Origin of the sequence: Pseudomonas sp. R32, from assembly GCF_009866705.1 — a bacterium.
In the GTDB taxonomy this organism is placed as follows: Bacteria; Pseudomonadota; Gammaproteobacteria; order Pseudomonadales; family Pseudomonadaceae; genus Aquipseudomonas; species Aquipseudomonas donghuensis.
The window spans coordinates 5,367,200-5,384,697 of record NZ_CP019396.1; the positions used below are offsets into that span (position 1 = coordinate 5,367,200).

Sequence of the window (17,498 nt, forward strand, 5' to 3'; positions counted from 1 at the left end):
CCGGCCCTCAGCGCTGCGCCGAGGATTTGGGCAGGATGTCGTTGGCGACCATCTCGCCGAACGGGCTCACGTAGCCACCGCTTTTCGGCAGCTCCGGGCGCTCCACATCCAGGTGCGGGAACAGCAGCTCGGCGACCCGGTACGACTCTTCCAGGTGGGGATAACCGGAGAAAATGAAGGTGTCGATGCCCAGCGCCGCGTATTCCTTGACCCGTTCGGCCACGGTCGGGCCGTCGCCGACCAGCGCTGTACCGGCACCGCCACGCACCAGACCGACACCGGCCCACAGGTTGGGGCTGACTTCCAGATTGTCGCGGTTGCCGCCATGCAGCGCGGCCATGCGTTGCTGGCCGACCGAATCGAAGCGCGCCAGCGAGGCCTGGGCCCGGGCAATGGTGTCGTCGTCCAGGTGCGAAATCAGCCGCTCGGCGGCCTGCCAGGCTTCGGCGTTGGTTTCACGCACGATCACGTGCAGACGAATGCCGAAACGCACAGTACGGCCTTGCTTGGCGGCCTTGGCGCGCACCTGTTCGATCTTCTCCGCCACCGCTGCCGGCGGCTCGCCCCAGGTCAGGTACAACTCGACCTGTTCGGCTGCCAGGTCCTGCGCGGCCTCCGAAGAGCCGCCAAAGTACAGCGGCGGACGCGGCTGCTGGATCGGCGGATAGAGCAGCTTGGCGCCTTTGACCTGGATGTGCTGGCCGTCGTAGTCGACGGTTTCGCCTTCCAGCACCCGGCGCCAGATGCGGGTGAATTCCACCGAGGCCTGGTAGCGCTCTTCGTGGCTGAGGAACAAGCCATCACCGGAGAGCTCTTCCGGATCGCCACCGGTCACCAGGTTGAACAAGGCCCGGCCACCGGAAAGGCGATCCAGGGTTGCTGCCTGACGCGCCGCCACGGTCGGCGAAATGATCCCCGGACGCAGGGCCACCAGGAACTTCAGGCGCTGGGTCACCGGAATCAGCGAAGCGGCGACCAGCCAGGAGTCCTCGCAGGAACGCCCGGTCGGGATCAGCACGCCGCCAAAGCCGAGGCGGTCTGCCGCCTGGGCGATCTGCTGCAGGTAGCCGTGATCGACGGCGCGCGCGCCTTCGGCGGTGCCAAGGTAATGGCCATCGCCATGGGTCGGAAGAAACCAGAATACGTTGAGGCTCATTGGAGTTGTCTCCTAGGGGTGGCGCAGACCGGGGCGGCGCCCCGGCGCGGGCAAATCGTCAAGGGGCGCTGGCGACTTTGGCCGGCGGAGTCCAGATCACGTCCTTGATGCTCAACGGCTTGGGAATCAGCTTGAGCGTCTTGAAGGTGTCGGCGATCTTCTGCTGGGCGGCGATCACTTCCGGGGTAAGGAAAGCGGCGCCGTAGCCCTGGCGCTTGACCGAGGTCAGGGTGATGTCGGCAGGCAGGCCGAGCAGCGGCGCGACCTGGTCGGTGACTTCCTGTGGGTTGGCCTTGGACCACTCGCCCACTGCGCGCACTTCATCGACCAAGGCGCTGATCACTTCAGGGTGCTTCTGCGCGTAGGGCTTGGTCGCCAGGTAGAACTGATGGTTGTCGACGATGCCCTGGCCATCACGCAGGGTGCGTGCCTGCAACTGCTGCTCGGCAGCGGCCTGGTACGGGTCCCAGATCACCCAGGCATCGACGCTGCCACGCTCGAAGGCGGCGCGGGCATCGGCGGGCGGCAGGAACACTGGCTGGATGTCGCTGTACTTGAGGCCGGCGTCTTCCAGGGCGCGGACCAGCAGATAGTGCACGTTGGAGCCTTTGTTCAGCGCGACCTTCTTGCCCTTGAGTTCCTTCACCGACTGAATCGGCGACCCTTTGGGCACCAGGATGGCTTCGCTGTGCGGCGCTGGCGGCTCGTAGGCGACATAAAGCAGGTCAGCGCCAGCGGCCTGGGCGAACACCGGCGGTGTTTCACCGGTTACCCCGAAGTCGATCGAGCCGACGTTCAAGCCTTCGAGCAGCTGCGGGCCACCTGGGAATTCAGTCCATTGCACCTGCACGCCCTGGGCGGCAAGGCGCTTTTCCAGCGTGCCCTTGGCCTTGAGCAGCACCAGGGTGCCGTACTTCTGGTAACCGATACGCAGGCTTTCAGCCTGGGCTTGAGTAATGGCGCCGAAGGACACAGCCGCAGCAAACAGAGCGACCAGACCACGACGCAAAATGACAGTGCGCATAGCGCTCTCCTTTGCTGTTGGGGTTCAGGCTGCACCTGCTTGCCCGTTGGCGGGCGAGTAAGGTGGGAATTACAGGTAGCGGGTGGTACGCCTCAGATGCTCCAGCGAGCACTGAGCAGACGTTCATTCAACACGCCCGGCGCAACCGGCTTGGGGCGACGCGCCAGGGCGCGGTGAAACAGTTCCAGCGATTCGAGCAGACGCTGCTCCAGGGCCGGCGCCAGTTGCGCGGCGGCGCTGCCTTCGCCGTAGGCGATCTGGCTATCGTCGGCGAAGATCCCTTGCAGGGTTTCCTCGGCCTTGAGTGCCGACAGCACCGGCTTGAGCGCGTAATCCACCGCGAGCATATGGGCGATGCTGCCGCCGGTTGCGATCGGCAGCACCACCTTGTGGCTCAGGGCACGCTCGGGCAGCAGGTCGAGCAGGGTTTTCAGCGCACCGGCGAACGAGGCCTTGTACACCGGGGTAGCAACCACCAGGCCATCGGCCTGTTCTACCAATTGCAGAAAGTGCTGCACCTTGGGGCTGTCGAAGCGCGCATGGAGCAGGTCTTCGGCCGGAAAATCCCGCACCTGGAAAGTCACCACTTCCACGCCCTGGCCTTGCAGCCACTGGTGGCTGCGCTCAAGCAGGACGCCGGAGCGCGAACGCAGGCTGGGACTACCACCGAGAGAAACAACCAGCATTGGAACGCATCCTTGATCGTGTTCTAGAGGGCCGCGAGTTGAAGTTCTCGCTGGAGTGGAGTGACCTTAACAGTTCGATACATATATCGATAAATCATATTTTTTCATTTGTTTATTCCTTATAGACCTATATGAATATCGCGGGGCAAGCCCGCTCCTACAGGCCTTGGGGGCAATAAAAAAAGGGCCGTAAACGGCCCAAAATCCCTGCTATGGCTAAAGATCAACGATTGGGTTGTGGGGTCAGGCGCAGGTACGGCTTGACCGCCCGGTAACCCTTTGGAAAGCGGCGTTTGATTTCCTCTTCATCCTTGAGCGACGGCACGATCACCACCTCGTCACCGTCCTGCCAGTTGGCGGGGGTGGCGACCTTGTGGTTGTCGGTCAGCTGCAGCGAGTCGATCACCCGCAAGATCTCGTGGAAGTTGCGCCCGGTGCTGGCCGGATAGGTGATGGTCAGGCGGATCTTCTTGTTCGGGTCGATGACGAACAAGGAACGCACCGTCAGGGTGTCGCTGGCATTGGGATGAATCAGGTCGTAGAGGTCGGAGACTTTGCGATCGGCATCGGCCAGGATCGGGAAGTTGACGATAGTGTTCTGGGTTTCGTTGATGTCTTCGATCCAGCGGTGGTGCGAATCCACCGGGTCCACCGACAGGGCGATGGCCTTGACCCCACGCTCGGCGAACTGCTCCTTGAGCTTGGCAGTGAAGCCCAGTTCGGTGGTGCACACCGGAGTAAAGTCGGCCGGGTGAGAGAACAGCACGCCCCAGCTGTCGCCCAGCCATTCGTGGAAGCGGATCTTGCCGGCGCTGGAATCCTGTTCGAAGTCGGGGGCGATATCGCCGAGTCTGAGGCTCATGGTGCGGCTCCTTGGCTGAGTTCGTTATGGCTTCACTGTGCCTGCTTCGCTGTAAAATTAAAAAGAATAAATATCGATTTATTTATAACCAATAAATCTAATCTGGTGCAGGCAAAAAAAAAGCCTCGCACTGGGCGAGGCTCTCGTTTCAACCCGACTTACATGAAGTTGTAAGTGTAGTTGAAGATCAGGCGGGTCTGATCCTGGTCGCGAGCGGACTCGGAACCCTCACCACGGTAGACACCATGACGCAGACTGGCGCCCAGGCCTTTAAAGGTGCCTTCCTGAATGACGTAGTCGACACGCGCGTCGCGCTCCCACTCGTCATAAGTACCGTTGCCGGACTTATAGCGAACGTCATCACCGCGCAGGTAGTTGACCGACGCCTTCAGGCCTGGCACGCCCAGTCGTGCGAAATCATACGCGTACTGACCGAAAGTGGTGTTCTCTCCAGCACGGACAAAGGAGTTGATCATGCTGTCAGTGAACAGGTAGAAGCTCGAACCGCCGTTGCCTTCGTTGCGATTGCGGCCATCTACGACATCACCTTGGCCCAGGTAGACGAAACCACCGTCATCGCCGACCTGTTGATGGCCGAGCAGGAACGAGTGACCGCCCAGGGTGTAGGTGAAGATGGCGCTCCAAGTCTTGTTATCGACCTCGCCAGCGTTCTTGGCATAACCGCCGTTGTTGCTGAAGAAGTGAGTGGCGTCTCCGTTCGCGCCGTCGCTGCGGCTGTCGAAGTAGCGCAGGTCGGTTTTGAAGGATTGGTCGTCAGCAATCGGGAACACATGAGTCAGACCCAGGAAGTGCTGCTTGTAGTAGTCTTCCAGGTTCGCGTAGTAGTACTGCAGGGTCAGTTCTTTGGTGACCTTCCAGTCGCCACCGGCGAACTGGAACTTGTTGCTATCCTGGGTACCACCGGCAACGGCCAGACCAGTACGGTTGCTCGACGCACGCCCCATGGCGTGGGTCAACTGACCGGCGTTCAGGGTCAGGTTGTCGATTTCCTTCGACTGGATGGTGCCACCTTCAAACGTTTGCGGCAGCAGACGGCCATCGTTCGCGACGAGGATTGGCAGGTTAGGTGCCAGGGCGCTACCGAAATGAGCTTCGGTTTTCGAGAAACGCGCTTTGGCGTTAGCACCGATCCGCGCCCACTGATCAACAGCCGAGCCATCGGTGTCGCTAGGGAAGAAGGTGCTGTTATTCGGGTGATGACCACGGCCACCATCCAGATGAATACCCCACAGCGCTTGTGCATCGACACCAAAGCCTACGGTACCTTCGGTGAAGCCCGAGATGTAGTCGAGCTTGAAACCTTGACCAGACTCGCGGCTGCTGGAACCACCGGTCTCACGGTCATCATTATCGAAATACATGGTGCGGGAACTGAGCGACAGCTTGCTGTCTTCAACGAAACCGGCAGCACCCGCTTGCTGGGCCAGAACCCCAACGGCCACGGCAAGTGCCAAGGTGGACTTGTACATGTTTTGCTCCTCTACGTTCTAATTCTTGTGTGTCGCTTACGGCAGGATCTTTGTGTCCCGCTCGACGTCGATTGGCGATTAGCACCAAAGGGTGACCGTCTAGTCAATCGTAACCATTCATTTCACTACTTTGGTCTAATGCGCCAACGGTGGGGGTGAAGGATAATGACAATCCTATAAATCCAAAAAGACTTATTTCGTAATTTTTCAGATTATTGCGGAATATGATCCAAATTTTTCTCCGCTGCCGTTATCGGCACCTAAGCTAATTCCTAAAGGGTATTGGGAAGCGGCTTTTTAGACCGCATAGCTTTGTCGAACCGTCCCCTTTCGGCAGGGCAGCCCCATGGCCCGACCATCATTGCCTTTCCCCTGTGCCCCGGCCTTGACCAGCATCACGTTTGGCGCCCAGGCCGATGAAGCCAGCACCTTCCCAGAGCCTTAAATCAATTGGCTCCTAAGCTAATGCAAAAAAGTTATTTATTTTAACTTTCTTAGATCATCTAGTCTTATTTCACCCCAACACAACCGCCCGCCTGACAAGGAGTTCACCATGACCCTGCATGCTCCCCTGCGCCTGTTCGCCGCCCTGACCCTGGCCGGCGCCAGCTGGTTTGCCCAGGCGGCCGACCTGACGGTGGCCTACCAGACCACCGTGGACCCGGCGAAAGTCGCCCAGGTCGACGGTACCTACGAGAAAACCAGCAAGGCTGACATCGACTGGCGCAAGTTCGACAGCGGCGCCGACGTGATCACCGCCGTGGCCTCTGGCGATGTGCAGATCGGCTACCTCGGTTCCAGCCCGCTGGCCGCTGCCGCGACCCGCAAGCTGCCGGTGGAAACCTTCCTGATTGCGACCCAGATCGGCGCCGCCGAAGCCCTGGTCGCCCGCGATGGTGCCGGCATCAATTCGCCGCAGGACCTGATCGGCAAGAAGATCGCCGTGCCGTTCGTATCCACCGGTCACTACAGCCTGCTGGCCGCGCTCAAGCAATGGAACATCGACCCGGCCAAGGTGCAGATCCTCAACCTCGCACCACCGGCAATCATCGCCGCCTGGAAGCGCGGCGACATCGACGCCACCTACGTCTGGGACCCGGCCCTGGGCGTGGCCAAGGAAAACGGCAAGGTGCTGATCACCTCCGGTGAGCTGGCCGCGAAAGGCGCACCGACCTTTGACGCCTGGATCGTGCGCAAGGACTTCGCCGCCAAGCACCCGGAGATCGTCAAGGCCTTCGCCAAGGTCACCCTGGATGCCTACGCCGACTACCGCAAAGACCCGCAAGCGTGGCTAGCGAACAAGAGCAACGTCGACAAGCTGGTGAAGCTCTCTGGCGCCAAGGCGGCTGACATCCCCGGCCTGCTGCAAGGCAACGTGTTCCCGCTGGCCGCCGACCAGGTTGCAGCGCTGGGCGCACCGACCACCCAGGCGATCACCGACACCGCCACCTTCCTCAAGGAGCAAGGCAAGGTCGAAGCGGTGCTGCCGGACTACGCGCCCTACGTCAGCGCCAAATTCATCGCCAACTGAGACTCGGAGCAGACCATGGCCCTGTTACAACTGGAGCGCATCAGTGCACAGTACTCCGGCGCGGCCGAGCCGGTGCTGGCCGATATCAACCTGAGCCTGGGCCCGCAGCAATTGCTGGTGGCCCTCGGCCCTTCGGGCAGCGGCAAGACCTCGTTGCTCAACCTGATTGCCGGTTTCGTGGCGCCCAGCAGCGGCCGCATCACCCTCGATGGCGTACCGGTGCAAGGCCCCGGCGCCGAGCGCGGCGTGGTGTTCCAGGACGATGCGCTGTTGCCCTGGCAAGACGTGCTGGCCAACGTCGCCTTCGGCCTGGAGCTGGCCGGGGTGCCGCGTGCCGTGAGGGAAAGCAAGGCCCGCGAGATGCTCGCCCTGGTCGACCTGGCGGAGTTTGCCAGCCGGCGGATCTGGCAGCTGTCCGGTGGCCAGAAGCAGCGCGTGGGCCTGGCCCGGGCCCTCGCTGCCGACCCGCGGGTACTGCTGATGGACGAGCCGTTCGGCGCGCTGGATGCCTTTACCCGCGAACAGATGCAGGAGTTGCTGTTGCAGGTCTGGCAGCGTACCGCCAAGCCGGTGTTCCTGATTACCCACGACATTGAAGAGGCGGTGTTCCTCGCCACCGAACTGGTGTTGCTGGCCCCGAACCCTGGGCAGATCGTCGAACGCCTGCAATTGGATTTCGGCCAGCGCTACAGCGCTGGTGAGTCAGCCCGCGCGATCAAGTCCGACCCGCGCTTTATCGAAACCCGCGAGCACGTGCTGGCCCGGGTGTTCTCCCAACGCAGTGCCGTTACGCGGCAGGAGTTCGCATGAGCAGCCTGGATGTCCCGGTCGCGGCCAAACGCGCCGCCAGCCAAATCGCGCCGAGCAAACTCCGGCGCAGCCTGAGCACCCGCTGGATCAGCGGCCTGACCCTGGCCACGCTGCTGTTGCTGTGGTGGGCGGTCACCGCCGCCGAATGGATCGAGCCGCTGTTCCTGCCCTCACCCGCAGCGGTGCTGAGCAAGGCCTGGTTGCTGCTGACCCAGGGCTACATGGAGTCAACCTTGTGGCAGCACCTGGGTGCCAGCCTGCAACGTATCGGCCTGGCTCTCGGTGCGGCGATCGTCACGGCGATTCCGATTGGTATCGCCATCGGCCACAACCGCATTGCCCGCGGCATTCTCGACCCGCTGATCGAGTTCTACCGGCCGATTCCGCCCTTGGCTTACCTGCCGCTGATCGTGATCTGGTGCGGCATTGGCGAGCTGTCGAAGGTGCTGCTGATCTACCTGGCGATCTTCGCCCCGATCGCCATTGCCACCGCTACCGGCGTGCGTACCGTCGACCCGACCAAACTGCGCGCCGCGCAGTCGCTGGGGGCCACGCGCTGGCAGTTGATTCGCCATGTGATCCTGCCCAGCGCCCTGCCCGACATTCTTACCGGTGTGCGCATCGGCCTGGGTGTTGGCTGGTCGACCCTGGTGGCGGCCGAGCTGATCGCCGCCACCAGCGGCCTGGGTTTCATGGTCCAGTCGGCCGCGCAGTTCCTGGTAACCGACGTGGTGGTGCTGGGCATCCTGGTGATCGCCTTGATTGCCTTCGCCCTGGAGATGAGCTTGCGTGCCCTGCAGCGCAAGCTGGTGCCCTGGCACGGCCAGAGCCATTGACAACGGATAGAGAACAACCATGAGCCTGACCATTACCCCGCTGAGCCCTGCCCTCGGCGCACACATCAGCGGCATCGACCTCAGCCGCGAAATCAGCCAAGAACAACGCGACGCCATCGAACAGGCGCTGCTCAAGCACCAGGTGCTGTTCTTCCGCGACCAGCCGATCAACCCACAGCAACAGGCCGAATTTGCCGCCCGTTTTGGCGACCTGCATATCCACCCGATCTACCCGAATGTGCCGGAAACGCCACAGGTGCTGGTGCTCGACACCGCCGTCACCGACGTGCGCGACAACGCCATCTGGCACACCGATGTGACCTTCCTGCCGACCCCGGCACTGGGTGCGGTGCTCAGCGCCAAGCAACTGCCGGCCTACGGCGGCGACACTTTGTGGGCCAGTGGCATAGCTGCCTATGAGGCGCTGTCGGCACCGCTGCAGCAGCTGCTCGCCGGCCTCACCGCGACCCACGACTTCACCAAGTCGTTCCCGCTGGAGCGCTTCGGCACCACCCCGGAAGATCTGGCGCGCTGGGAAGCGGCGCGGCGCAACAACCCACCGCTGTCGCACCCGGTGATCCGTACCCACCCGGTGAGCGGACGCAAGGCGCTGTTCGTCAACGACGGCTTCACCACCCGCATCAATGAACTGAGCGAGGCTGAAAGCGAGGCGATTCTCAAGCTGCTGTTCGCTCACGCGACCCGCCCGGAGTTCACCATTCGCTGGCGCTGGCAGGAAAACGACGTGGCGTTCTGGGATAACCGCGTGACCCAGCATTACGCAGTGGACGACTACCGGCCGACGCGGCGGGTGATGCACCGGGCGACGATTCTGGGGGATGCGCCGTTTTAAAGATCCATCGCGGCGCTACCATCGCTGGCAAGCCAGCTCCCACAAGACCTGTGGGAGCTGGCTTGCCAGCGATGAGGCCAGAGAAATCAACGCACCAGATGCAAGAACTGCATATGCCGCTCGTACTGATCGAGGATGTCGTTGATGATCTGCTCCTTGCTGTAGCCAACCAGGTCGTAATCCTGGCTGCCTTCGCTCAGGTGCACTTCGGCACGGTAGTAGCGGCGATTCTTCAGCTCCTGGGTACCCAGGCCGCCCAAGGCAAAGGACGGTGTGAAGTAACCGCGCATCTGCACCTGGTAAATGAACGGCTGCTCTTCACCATGGCCGATCTTCAAACTGACGTTGTCGTGGCTCGGATCCTCCTGGGTGATGACATGCAGGCCCTTCTCGCCAAACACTTCAGTCACCTCGGCAATCGCCGGACGCACCACGTCATCCATGAAGCGGTACACCTCATCGCGTGACGGGAAATGCACGGCCTGGCTCAAGCGCTGACGCCAGCCGCCGCGGCCACGCCGTGAGTTGGCGAACGGCGCCAGCGAATGCAGCTGGGCAATCTGGCGTTGCGACTCCAGGTAGAACGCCTTGTGCAGCCCCCACATCATCAACAGCAGGATCACCGAGAACGGCAGCGAGGTGAGCACCACCGCCGACTTCAGCGAATCGATACTGCCGGCAAACAGCAGGGCGCTGGTAACCAGCGCGGTCATCGCGCCCCAGAACACCCGCAGCCAGTTCGGCCCATCTTCGTCGGCGTTGCCGCCCTTGGCCGAGAGGGTCGAGAGCACTACGGTGCCGGAGTCGGCGGAGGTAACGAAGAACACGAAGCTGATAAACACCGTGACGGCAATCACCGCCTTGCTCCACGGGTAGGTTTCCAGCAGCAGGTAAAGGGTCATCGACGGGTTGTCGAGGGCCGATTGCCCCAGCGCGGTCATGCCGTGGTCGAGCACCTGGGAGATGGCGCTGTTGCCGAAGATCGACATCCACGCCAGGGTGAAGCCCAGCGGGATCAGCAGCACGCCGAAGACGAACTCGCGAATGGTCCGGCCGCGGGAAATCCGCGCGATGAACAGGCCGACAAACGGCGCCCAGGCAATCCACCAGGCCCAGTAGAACACGGTCCAGCCACCCAGCCACTCATTGGCCTGGTTGTAGGCATAGACATCGAAGCTCTTGCGCGGCAAGGCGCCGAGGTAGTCGCCGAGGTTCTGGATCAAGGTGTTGAACAGGTGCTGGGTGGGCCCGGCGAACAACACGAACAGCAGCAGCGCGCAGGCCAGGAACATGTTGATATCGGACATCACCCGCACGCCTTTCTCGACCCCGGCAACTGCCACGGCGACCGCCGCGCCCATCATCAGGGTGATGAGGATCACCTGCACCCACTGGGTATGGGGCACGCCGAACAGGTAGTCGAGGCCCGAATTGAGGTGCAACACGCCAAAGCCCATGTCGGCGCCCAGGCCGAACACCGTGGCGATGATGCCGAAGCCGTCCACGGCATAGCCGATCGGGCCGTTGATGCGCTTGCCGATCAACGGATACAACGCCGAGCGCAGGGCCAGCGGCAAGTTATGCCGGTAGGCGAAATAGGCCAGGGCCATGCCGACAAACGCGAACACCCCCCAGCCATGCAGGCCCCAGTGCAGGAACAGCAACTGCATCGCCTGGCGCCCGGCCTCGACCGTGCCGGCCTCGCCTTGCGGCGGCTGGAGCATGTGCGTCAGGGGTTCGGAGACGCAGAAGAAGAACAGGGTAATGCTGATACCCGCTGCGAACAGCATGCCGGCCCAGGACAGGTAGCTGAACTCGGGCTCGTCGTGGTCGGCACCGAGCTTGATCTTGCCGTAGCCAGACAAGGCGGTGACCACCACGAAGACCAGATACAGCGTCATCGCCAGCATGTAGTACCAGCCAACGGTGTTGGCCGCCCAGTTCTGCGCTGCCAGCAACCACTCGCCGGCCGCTTGCGGATTGCTGATGACCACCAGGCCGAATATCAGGATAAAGCTTGCCGCGAAGTAGAAAACCGGCGGGTTCATGCGGATCTTGCCGCTGGAGACGGGGCTGGGTGCACTCATCGATTGTGCACCCCGCCGAGGGGGGAGAAGCTTGGATTGAACGGGTTCAGCAAAGGGTTTCCTCCTGTTGAACACCGGCAGCGGACCACCGTTTTAACTTGAACAAGCGTTCAAGTTAAACATGGATGGGGGTCGCGATGCGACCCGTTGCCGCAAGCCAAGCTTCGGGTCGCCTACTTCTGGGTCCCGTCATCATGCTGCAGATTGGCCTGGGTCAGGTTGCTGCCCGGGGCCACGCTGCGGGTCAGCCAGACGTTGCCGCCGATGGTCGAACCCTTGCCGATGGTGATGCGTCCCAGAATAGTCGCACCGGCATAAATCACCACGTCGTCCTCGACAATCGGGTGGCGCGGATGGCCTTTCTGCAACTGCCCGTCTTCATCCGCCGGGAAGCGCTTGGCGCCCAGGGTGACGGCCTGATAGATGCGTACCCGCTCGCCGATGATCGCCGTTTCGCCGATCACCACACCGGTACCGTGGTCGATGAAGAAGCTCGGACCGATCTGCGCGCCGGGGTGAATGTCAATGCCGGTGGCCGAATGGGCCAGCTCCGAACTGATCCGTGCCAGCAACGGCAGGCCGGCGCGGTACAGGTGATGGGCCAGGCGGTGGTGAATCACCGCAAGGATGCCCGGGTAGCACAGCAGCACTTCATCAACGCTGCGCGCCGCCGGGTCACCATGGAAGGCCGCCAGCACATCGGTATCGAGGATGCTGCGCAGGCCCGGCAAGGCGGCGGCAAAATCCTGGATCAGGCGCAGCGCCTTGGCATCGATTTCAGCCGTGGCCTGTTTGCCCTGGCGCGCCACGTAGCGCAGTTCCAGGCGCGCCTGGGCGAGCAAGGCGGTCAGCGCGGCATCGAGGGTATGGCCAACATAGAAGTCTTCGCTTTCTTCACGCAGGTCGACCGGGCCCAGGCGCATGGGGAACAACGCGCCACACAGCTGTTCGAGAATATGCCGCATGGCTTCGCGTGACGGCAGCTCGCGGCCGCCCTGTTCGCCGCTGCTGCGACCGTTACTGCTACGCCACTGGTCGCGGGCGGCACGCAGCTGGCCGACGATGGTTTGCAGCTGCCAATGCCCTGTTTGCGCGTTGTCGCTCACGGTTACCTCTCCTGCTGCAGCGGCGGTCGGTGGATGGTAGTGCCGCCGCAATTGCTGATTACTCTACGGCAAATTCCCACGGCGGAAAAAATAACGCTTTATTCCAGAAAGCAATAAAGGCGGCATAAGCCGGGGAGTTGCCCGCGTGCCCCGGGCTGCCTATAGTCGAATTTTCCCTAGCCGACGTGACCCCATGATCGACCGACAGCTCGCCCGCTTCAATCGTCTGGACCTGCTTGGCGCCCCCACCGCGCTGGAAAAACTGCATCGGCTCTCGGCCTGGGCCGGCCGTGATATCTACGTCAAACGTGACGACTGCACGCCGTTGGCGCTAGGCGGCAACAAAGTACGCAAGCTCGAATACCTGGCCGCCGATGCCTTGGCCAAGGGCGCCGACACCCTGGTGACCGCCGGTGCGATCCAGTCCAACCATGTGCGCCAGACTGCGGCGCTGGCCGCGCAACTGGGCCTTGCCTGCGTGGCCCTGCTGGAAAACCCCATCGGCACTGACTCACCCAACTACCAGCACAACGGCAACCGCCTGTTGCTGGAGCTGTTCGATGCCAAGGTCGAGTTGGTCGACAACCTCGACAATGCCGATGAGCAGCTGCAAGCCCTGGCCGTGCGCCTGCACGCCAGCGGCCGCAAACCCTACATCGTGCCGATTGGCGGCTCCAACGCACTCGGTGCCTTGGGTTATGTGCGTGCCGGCCTTGAACTGGCGAAGCAGATCGAACATTGCGGTGAACAGTTCGCCGGGGTGGTGCTGGCCTCCGGCAGCGCCGGTACCCACAGCGGCCTGGCCATCGCCCTGGCGGAAAAACTGCCGAACCTGCCGGTGATCGGCGTGACCGTGTCGCGCAGCGACGAGGACCAGCGGCCGAAAGTCCAGGGCCTGGCCGAACGTACCGCCGAGCTGCTGGGCGTGCGCTTGCCGGCGACCTTCAAGATCGAACTGTGGGATGAGTACTTCGCCCCGCGCTATGGCGAGCCTAACGCCGGCACCCTCGCCGCCATCCGCCTGCTGGCCAGCCAGGAAGGCTTGCTGCTCGACCCGGTGTATACCGGCAAGGCCATGGCCGGGCTGATCGATGGCATCGCCCGCCAGCGATTCGATGACGGCCCGCTGATTTTTCTGCATACCGGTGGGGCACCGGCATTATTCGCCTACCCTGAGGTCTGGAACGGATAACTTTTTATTTGAAAATAATATAAGAACATGAATTTATATTATTTTTAAGACTAAAAGCGTCACCCTATAGTCAGCGCCACACTCACAACAACACTGGGGCTAACCATGAAGATTTCCGCTTTCGGTAAACAGGCAGTCGCCGCCGGCCTGGGCCTGCTGCTCGGGGCCAGTATGCTCAGCCAAGCTGTGGCTGGTGAACAACTGCAGCAGATCAAGGACAAGGGCGTGATCAACGTCGGCCTTGAAGGCACCTATCCACCGTTCAGCTTCGTCGATGCCGACGGCAAGCTGACCGGCTTCGAAGTGGAACTCTCCGAGGCCCTGGCCAAGGAGCTGGGGGTCAAGGTCAAGCTGCAACCGACCAAGTGGGACGGCATCCTCGCCGCCCTGGAGTCCAAGCGCCTGGACGCGGTGGTCAACCAGGTGACCATCTCTGAAGAGCGCAAGAAGAAATACGACTTCTCCAAGCCCTATACCGTTTCCGGGATTCAGGCGCTGGTGCTGACCAAGAAGAAGGATGAGCTCAATATCAAGTCCGCTGCCGACCTGGGCGGCAAGAAGGTCGGGGTAGGCCTGGGCACCAACTACGAAGAGTGGGTCAAAGCCAATGTACCGACCGCTGACGTGCGCACATACGAAGACGATCCGACCAAGTTCCAGGACCTGCGTGTCGGCCGTATCGACGCCATCCTGATCGACCGCCTGGCCGCTCTGGAATACGCCAAGAAAGCCAAGGACACTGCCGCCGCCGGTGACGCGTTCTCGCGTCAGGAAGCCGGTATTGCCCTGCGCAAGGGCGAACCTGAACTGCTGGAGGCCGTGAACAAGGCGATCGACAAGCTGCGCGCCGACGGCACGCTGAAAAAGCTTTCGGAAAAGTACTTCAACGCTGACGTCACTCAATAATGGAAGAAGCTTTCCAACTCGCCATAGAGTCCGCGCCCTTCCTGCTCAGGGGCGCGTACTACACGGTAATCCTCAGCCTGGGCGGGATGTTCTTTGGCCTGCTGCTGGGTTTCTGCCTGGCGCTGATGCGCCTGTCGGCGCTCAGGCCGCTGAGCTGGACAGCGCGGGTCTATGTCTCGTTCTTTCGCGGCACGCCGTTGCTGGTGCAACTGTTCGTGATCTACTACGGCCTGCCGCAGCTGGGCATCGAACTGGACCCGCTGCCGGCGGCGCTGATCGGCTTCTCGCTGAACATGGCCGCCTATGCCTGTGAAATCCTGCGTGCCGCGATCAGTTCCATCGACCGCGGCCAGTGGGAGGCCGCCGCCAGCATCGGCATGACCCGTGGCCAGGCCATGCGCCGGGCGATCCTGCCGCAGGCGGCACGCACGGCCTTGCCGCCACTGGGCAACAGCTTCATCTCGCTGGTCAAGGACACCGCCCTGGCTGCCACCATCCAGGTGCCGGAGCTGTTCCGCCAGGCGCAGCTGATTACCGCGCGCACCTTCGAAATCTTCACCATGTACCTTGCCGCCGCACTGATCTACTGGGTGCTGGCCAGCGTTCTCGCACACCTGCAGAACCGCCTGGAAGCGCGGGTCAACCGACACGACCAGGAGTCCTGAGGCATGATCGAGGTACAACGCCTGAGCAAGCAGTTCAACGGCCAGACCGTGCTCGATGACATCAGCCTGACGGTCGAGGCCGGCGAAGTGATCGCCATCATCGGCCCCAGCGGTTCCGGCAAGACCACTTTCCTGCGTTGCCTGAACCTGCTGGAAACCCCCAGCAGCGGGCGCATCAAGGTCGGCAACGTGGAGATCGACGCCAACCGCCCGCTCGGTCAGCAGAGCGGGCTGATCCGCCGCTTGCGCCAGGAGGTCGGGTTCGTCTTTCAGAACTTCAACCTGTTCCCCCATCGCACGGCGCTGGAAAACGTCATCGAAGGCCCGCTGGTGGTCAAGAAGACACCGCGCGAACAGGCCGTGGCCCTGGGCATGACGCTGCTGGCCAAGGTTGGCCTGGCCGGCAAGGAGGCCTCCTACCCACGCAAGCTGTCCGGTGGTCAGCAACAGCGGGTAGCGATAGCCCGGGCTCTGGCGATGGAGCCGGAGGTGATCCTCTTCGACGAACCGACTTCGGCACTCGACCCGGAACTGGTCGGCGAAGTGCTGGCGACCATCCGCAGCCTGGCCGAAGAAAAACGCACCATGATCATCGTCACCCACGAGATGAGTTTTGCCCGCGATGTAGCCAACCGGGTGATCTTCTTCGACAAGGGCGTGATCGTCGAACAGGGCGAAGCCAAGGCACTGTTTGCCCATCCCAAGGAGCAACGCACCCGTCAGTTCCTGAGTAAATTTCTCGGTACCCAGAACACCGGCTACTGAGTTTTTCCCTGCCCTCCCCGCCTCGCTGACAGCGCCTGCCCTGCCCCGGCAGGCGTTCATCCAGCGACCGCCAAGTACTTCTATATTTATTCCTAAAAGTTAGTTTATTTAATTTTTATACGCTATTAGGGTATATGAACCGGACCACCGGACCAGCGCAATTTTGTCGCCGCACCCCGCGCCGACGTTTTCAATTCGTGAGGTAGGTATGGTCAGGAACACAATCACCCCAGTGCGTAACGCCAGGGCATTGAGTGCAGCCAAGGAGCGGTACTGATGTCCAATCTGGCAGAAACCACAGTCCACAGCGACCTGGACAGCGCCCCGCTGCTGTTGCCGGCCAAGGTGCTGAGCAACGACGAGCAAGCCCTGCAGGCAGCCCATGCGCTGGCCGAGGTAGCCCGCACCCAGGCGGCCAAACGCGACCAGCAACGCAAGCTGCCCTGGGCAGAAATCGAACAGTTCACCCGCAGCGGCCTGGGCAGCATCAGCATCCCGCGGGCCTTTGGTGGCGCGCAGGTGTCGTTTGTCACCATCGCCGAAGTATTTCGCATCATCAGCGCCGCCGACCCGGCGCTGGGGCAGATCCCGCAGAACCAGTTCGGCATCCTGCAACTGCTCAAAGGCACCGCCTCTGAGCGGCAAAAAGAATTGCTGTTCAAATCGGTGCTCGACGGCTGGCGCATCGGCAATGCCGGGCCGGAGCGCGGTACCAAGCACACACTGGACCTCAAGGCGCGGATCACCCGCGAGGGCGATCACTATGTGCTCAGCGGCCAGAAGTTCTATTCCACCGGCGCCCTGTTTGCCCACTGGGTGGCGGTCAAGGCACTGAACGACGACGGTCGCCAGGTCATGGCCTTCGTCCGCCGTGGCACCCCGGGCTTGCGCATCGTCGATGACTGGTCCGGTTTCGGCCAGCGCACCACCGCCAGCGGCACCGTGCTGCTGGACAAGGTGCAGGTCGATGCAGAGCTGGTGATCGACACCTGGAAGCAAGGCGAAGTCGCGAACATTCAGGGCGCCGCTTCGCAACTGATCCAGGCGGCCATCGATGCCGGTATCGCTGAAGCGGCAATTGCCGACACCATCGTTTTTGTCCGCGAAAAAGCTCGGCCGTGGATCGACGCCAAGGTCGAGCGCGCCAGTGACGATCTCTACGTGATCGCCGATGTCGGTCGCCTGCAGCTTGAGCTGCATGCTGCCCAGGCGCTGCTGAGCAAAGCCGCGCGAGTGCTCGACGAAGTCAACGCCGCGCCGGTCGACGCCGCCGCTGCCGCCCGCGCCTCGATCGCCGTGGCCGAAGCCAAGGTGCTGACCACCGAGATCGCCCTGCAGGCCAGCGAGAAGCTCTTCGAACTTTCCGGCAGCCGCGCCACCCTGGCCGAGTTCAACCTCGACCGGCATTGGCGCAATGCCCGCGTGCACACCCTGCACGACCCGGTGCGCTGGAAATACCACGCCGTCGGCGCCTATCACCTCAACGGTACCTTGCCTGCCCGGCACTCCTGGATTTGACCAGACCACTG

At 62.3% G+C, this 17,498-nt stretch carries 16 protein-coding genes; 9 read left to right on the top strand and 7 right to left on the bottom strand.

Translation table 11 applies throughout. From position 1 onward, the window contains the following. Positions 1 to 7: 7 nt before the first annotated feature. The 5 genes from ssuD to PspR32_RS24815 form a co-directional block, all read right to left on the bottom strand. Positions 8 to 1,156 carry an FMNH2-dependent alkanesulfonate monooxygenase gene (gene ssuD / locus PspR32_RS24795; RefSeq protein WP_010221224.1) on the bottom strand — a complete coding sequence of 383 codons (1,149 nt, stop codon included), beginning with the start codon at positions 1,154 to 1,156 and terminating at the stop codon, positions 8 to 10. A 58-nt stretch (positions 1,157 to 1,214) separates the two neighbouring features. Then, positions 1,215 to 2,180: a sulfonate ABC transporter substrate-binding protein gene (locus tag PspR32_RS24800; protein WP_010221223.1), complete on the bottom strand. Its 966-nt coding sequence runs from the start codon at positions 2,178 to 2,180 to the stop codon at positions 1,215 to 1,217. Between the two features lie 92 nt (positions 2,181 to 2,272). Further along, the gene (ssuE, locus tag PspR32_RS24805; protein ID WP_159389303.1) at positions 2,273 to 2,866 is read right to left on the bottom strand and encodes an NADPH-dependent FMN reductase; all 594 of its coding nucleotides are present in this window, start codon (positions 2,864 to 2,866) and stop codon (positions 2,273 to 2,275) included. 223 nt (positions 2,867 to 3,089) lie between these two features. Further along, positions 3,090 to 3,728 (bottom strand): peroxiredoxin, encoded by a 639-nt coding sequence (locus tag PspR32_RS24810; RefSeq protein ID WP_036994929.1) that lies wholly within the window; start codon positions 3,726 to 3,728, stop codon positions 3,090 to 3,092. Positions 3,729 to 3,886: 158 nt separating this feature from the next. Continuing rightward, positions 3,887 to 5,218: an OprD family porin gene (locus tag PspR32_RS24815; RefSeq protein WP_010221220.1), complete on the bottom strand. Its 1,332-nt coding sequence runs from the start codon at positions 5,216 to 5,218 to the stop codon at positions 3,887 to 3,889. Between the two features lie 553 nt (positions 5,219 to 5,771). On the opposite strand from PspR32_RS24815, the gene tauA reads away from it, so the two are divergent. The 4 genes from tauA to tauD are packed head-to-tail and all read left to right on the top strand — an operon-like array spanning position 5,772 to position 9,248. Beyond that, entirely contained in the window at positions 5,772 to 6,749 is a 978-nt protein-coding gene (tauA, locus tag PspR32_RS24820) for a taurine ABC transporter substrate-binding protein (RefSeq protein WP_159389304.1), read from the top strand. Positions 6,750 to 6,764: 15 nt separating this feature from the next. Continuing rightward, the gene (gene tauB, locus PspR32_RS24825) at positions 6,765 to 7,559 is read left to right on the top strand and encodes a taurine ABC transporter ATP-binding subunit (RefSeq protein WP_159389305.1); all 795 of its coding nucleotides are present in this window, start codon (positions 6,765 to 6,767) and stop codon (positions 7,557 to 7,559) included. Further along, on the top strand, positions 7,556 to 8,395 hold the full coding sequence (tauC, locus tag PspR32_RS24830) for a taurine ABC transporter permease TauC (protein WP_159389306.1): 840 nt from the start codon (positions 7,556 to 7,558) through the stop codon (positions 8,393 to 8,395). Before tauB ends, tauC begins: the two co-directional genes overlap by 4 nt. A 19-nt stretch (positions 8,396 to 8,414) precedes the next feature. Beyond that, complete coding sequence (gene tauD, locus PspR32_RS24835) at positions 8,415 to 9,248, top strand: taurine dioxygenase (protein ID WP_159389307.1); 834 nt, start codon at positions 8,415 to 8,417, stop codon at positions 9,246 to 9,248. 86 nt (positions 9,249 to 9,334) lie between these two features. On the opposite strand, the gene betT is transcribed toward tauD, so the two are convergent. Next, positions 9,335 to 11,296 (bottom strand): choline transporter BetT, encoded by a 1,962-nt coding sequence (gene betT, locus PspR32_RS24840; RefSeq protein WP_174242344.1) that lies wholly within the window; start codon positions 11,294 to 11,296, stop codon positions 9,335 to 9,337. Between the two features lie 212 nt (positions 11,297 to 11,508). After that, on the bottom strand, positions 11,509 to 12,441 hold the full coding sequence (gene epsC, locus PspR32_RS24850) for a serine O-acetyltransferase EpsC (RefSeq protein WP_010221214.1): 933 nt from the start codon (positions 12,439 to 12,441) through the stop codon (positions 11,509 to 11,511). Between the two features lie 193 nt (positions 12,442 to 12,634). On the opposite strand from epsC, the gene PspR32_RS24855 reads away from it, so the two are divergent. The 5 genes from PspR32_RS24855 to PspR32_RS24875 all read left to right on the top strand — a co-directional run bounded on the left by PspR32_RS24855 (position 12,635) and on the right by PspR32_RS24875 (position 17,487). Beyond that, positions 12,635 to 13,633, top strand: coding sequence for a D-cysteine desulfhydrase (locus PspR32_RS24855; protein ID WP_010221213.1), 999 nt, complete (start codon positions 12,635 to 12,637; stop codon positions 13,631 to 13,633). 105 nt (positions 13,634 to 13,738) lie between these two features. Next, a complete protein-coding gene (tcyJ, locus tag PspR32_RS24860; RefSeq protein WP_036994921.1) occupies positions 13,739 to 14,539 on the top strand; it encodes a cystine ABC transporter substrate-binding protein in 801 nt (266 codons plus the stop codon). Beyond that, entirely contained in the window at positions 14,539 to 15,204 is a 666-nt protein-coding gene (gene tcyL, locus PspR32_RS24865) for a cystine ABC transporter permease (RefSeq protein WP_010221211.1), read from the top strand. Before tcyJ ends, tcyL begins: the two co-directional genes overlap by 1 nt. Positions 15,205 to 15,207: 3 nt before the next feature. After that, a complete protein-coding gene (gene tcyN, locus PspR32_RS24870; RefSeq protein ID WP_010221210.1) occupies positions 15,208 to 15,969 on the top strand; it encodes an L-cystine ABC transporter ATP-binding protein TcyN in 762 nt (253 codons plus the stop codon). A 276-nt stretch (positions 15,970 to 16,245) separates the two neighbouring features. After that, entirely contained in the window at positions 16,246 to 17,487 is a 1,242-nt protein-coding gene (locus PspR32_RS24875; protein ID WP_010221209.1) for an SfnB family sulfur acquisition oxidoreductase, read from the top strand. Positions 17,488 to 17,498 lie beyond the last annotated feature (11 nt).

Coding starts and splice junctions, on each gene's coding strand:
- PspR32_RS24875 (WP_010221209.1), top strand. CDS start 16,246: ATGTCCAATCTGGCAGAAACCACAGTCCACAGCGACCTGGACAGCGCC.
- tauB (WP_159389305.1), top strand. CDS start 6,765: ATGGCCCTGTTACAACTGGAGCGCATCAGTGCACAGTACTCCGGCGCG.
- ssuE (WP_159389303.1), bottom strand. CDS start 2,866: ATGCTGGTTGTTTCTCTCGGTGGTAGTCCCAGCCTGCGTTCGCGCTCC.
- tcyN (WP_010221210.1), top strand. CDS start 15,208: ATGATCGAGGTACAACGCCTGAGCAAGCAGTTCAACGGCCAGACCGTG.
- tauD (WP_159389307.1), top strand. CDS start 8,415: ATGAGCCTGACCATTACCCCGCTGAGCCCTGCCCTCGGCGCACACATC.
- PspR32_RS24815 (WP_010221220.1), bottom strand. CDS start 5,218: ATGTACAAGTCCACCTTGGCACTTGCCGTGGCCGTTGGGGTTCTGGCC.
- PspR32_RS24810 (WP_036994929.1), bottom strand. CDS start 3,728: ATGAGCCTCAGACTCGGCGATATCGCCCCCGACTTCGAACAGGATTCC.
- tauC (WP_159389306.1), top strand. CDS start 7,556: ATGAGCAGCCTGGATGTCCCGGTCGCGGCCAAACGCGCCGCCAGCCAA.
- ssuD (WP_010221224.1), bottom strand. CDS start 1,156: ATGAGCCTCAACGTATTCTGGTTTCTTCCGACCCATGGCGATGGCCAT.
- tauA (WP_159389304.1), top strand. CDS start 5,772: ATGACCCTGCATGCTCCCCTGCGCCTGTTCGCCGCCCTGACCCTGGCC.
- PspR32_RS24800 (WP_010221223.1), bottom strand. CDS start 2,180: ATGCGCACTGTCATTTTGCGTCGTGGTCTGGTCGCTCTGTTTGCTGCG.
- tcyL (WP_010221211.1), top strand. CDS start 14,539: ATGGAAGAAGCTTTCCAACTCGCCATAGAGTCCGCGCCCTTCCTGCTC.
- betT (WP_174242344.1), bottom strand. CDS start 11,296: ATGAACCCGCCGGTTTTCTACTTCGCGGCAAGCTTTATCCTGATATTC.
- PspR32_RS24855 (WP_010221213.1), top strand. CDS start 12,635: ATGATCGACCGACAGCTCGCCCGCTTCAATCGTCTGGACCTGCTTGGC.
- tcyJ (WP_036994921.1), top strand. CDS start 13,739: ATGAAGATTTCCGCTTTCGGTAAACAGGCAGTCGCCGCCGGCCTGGGC.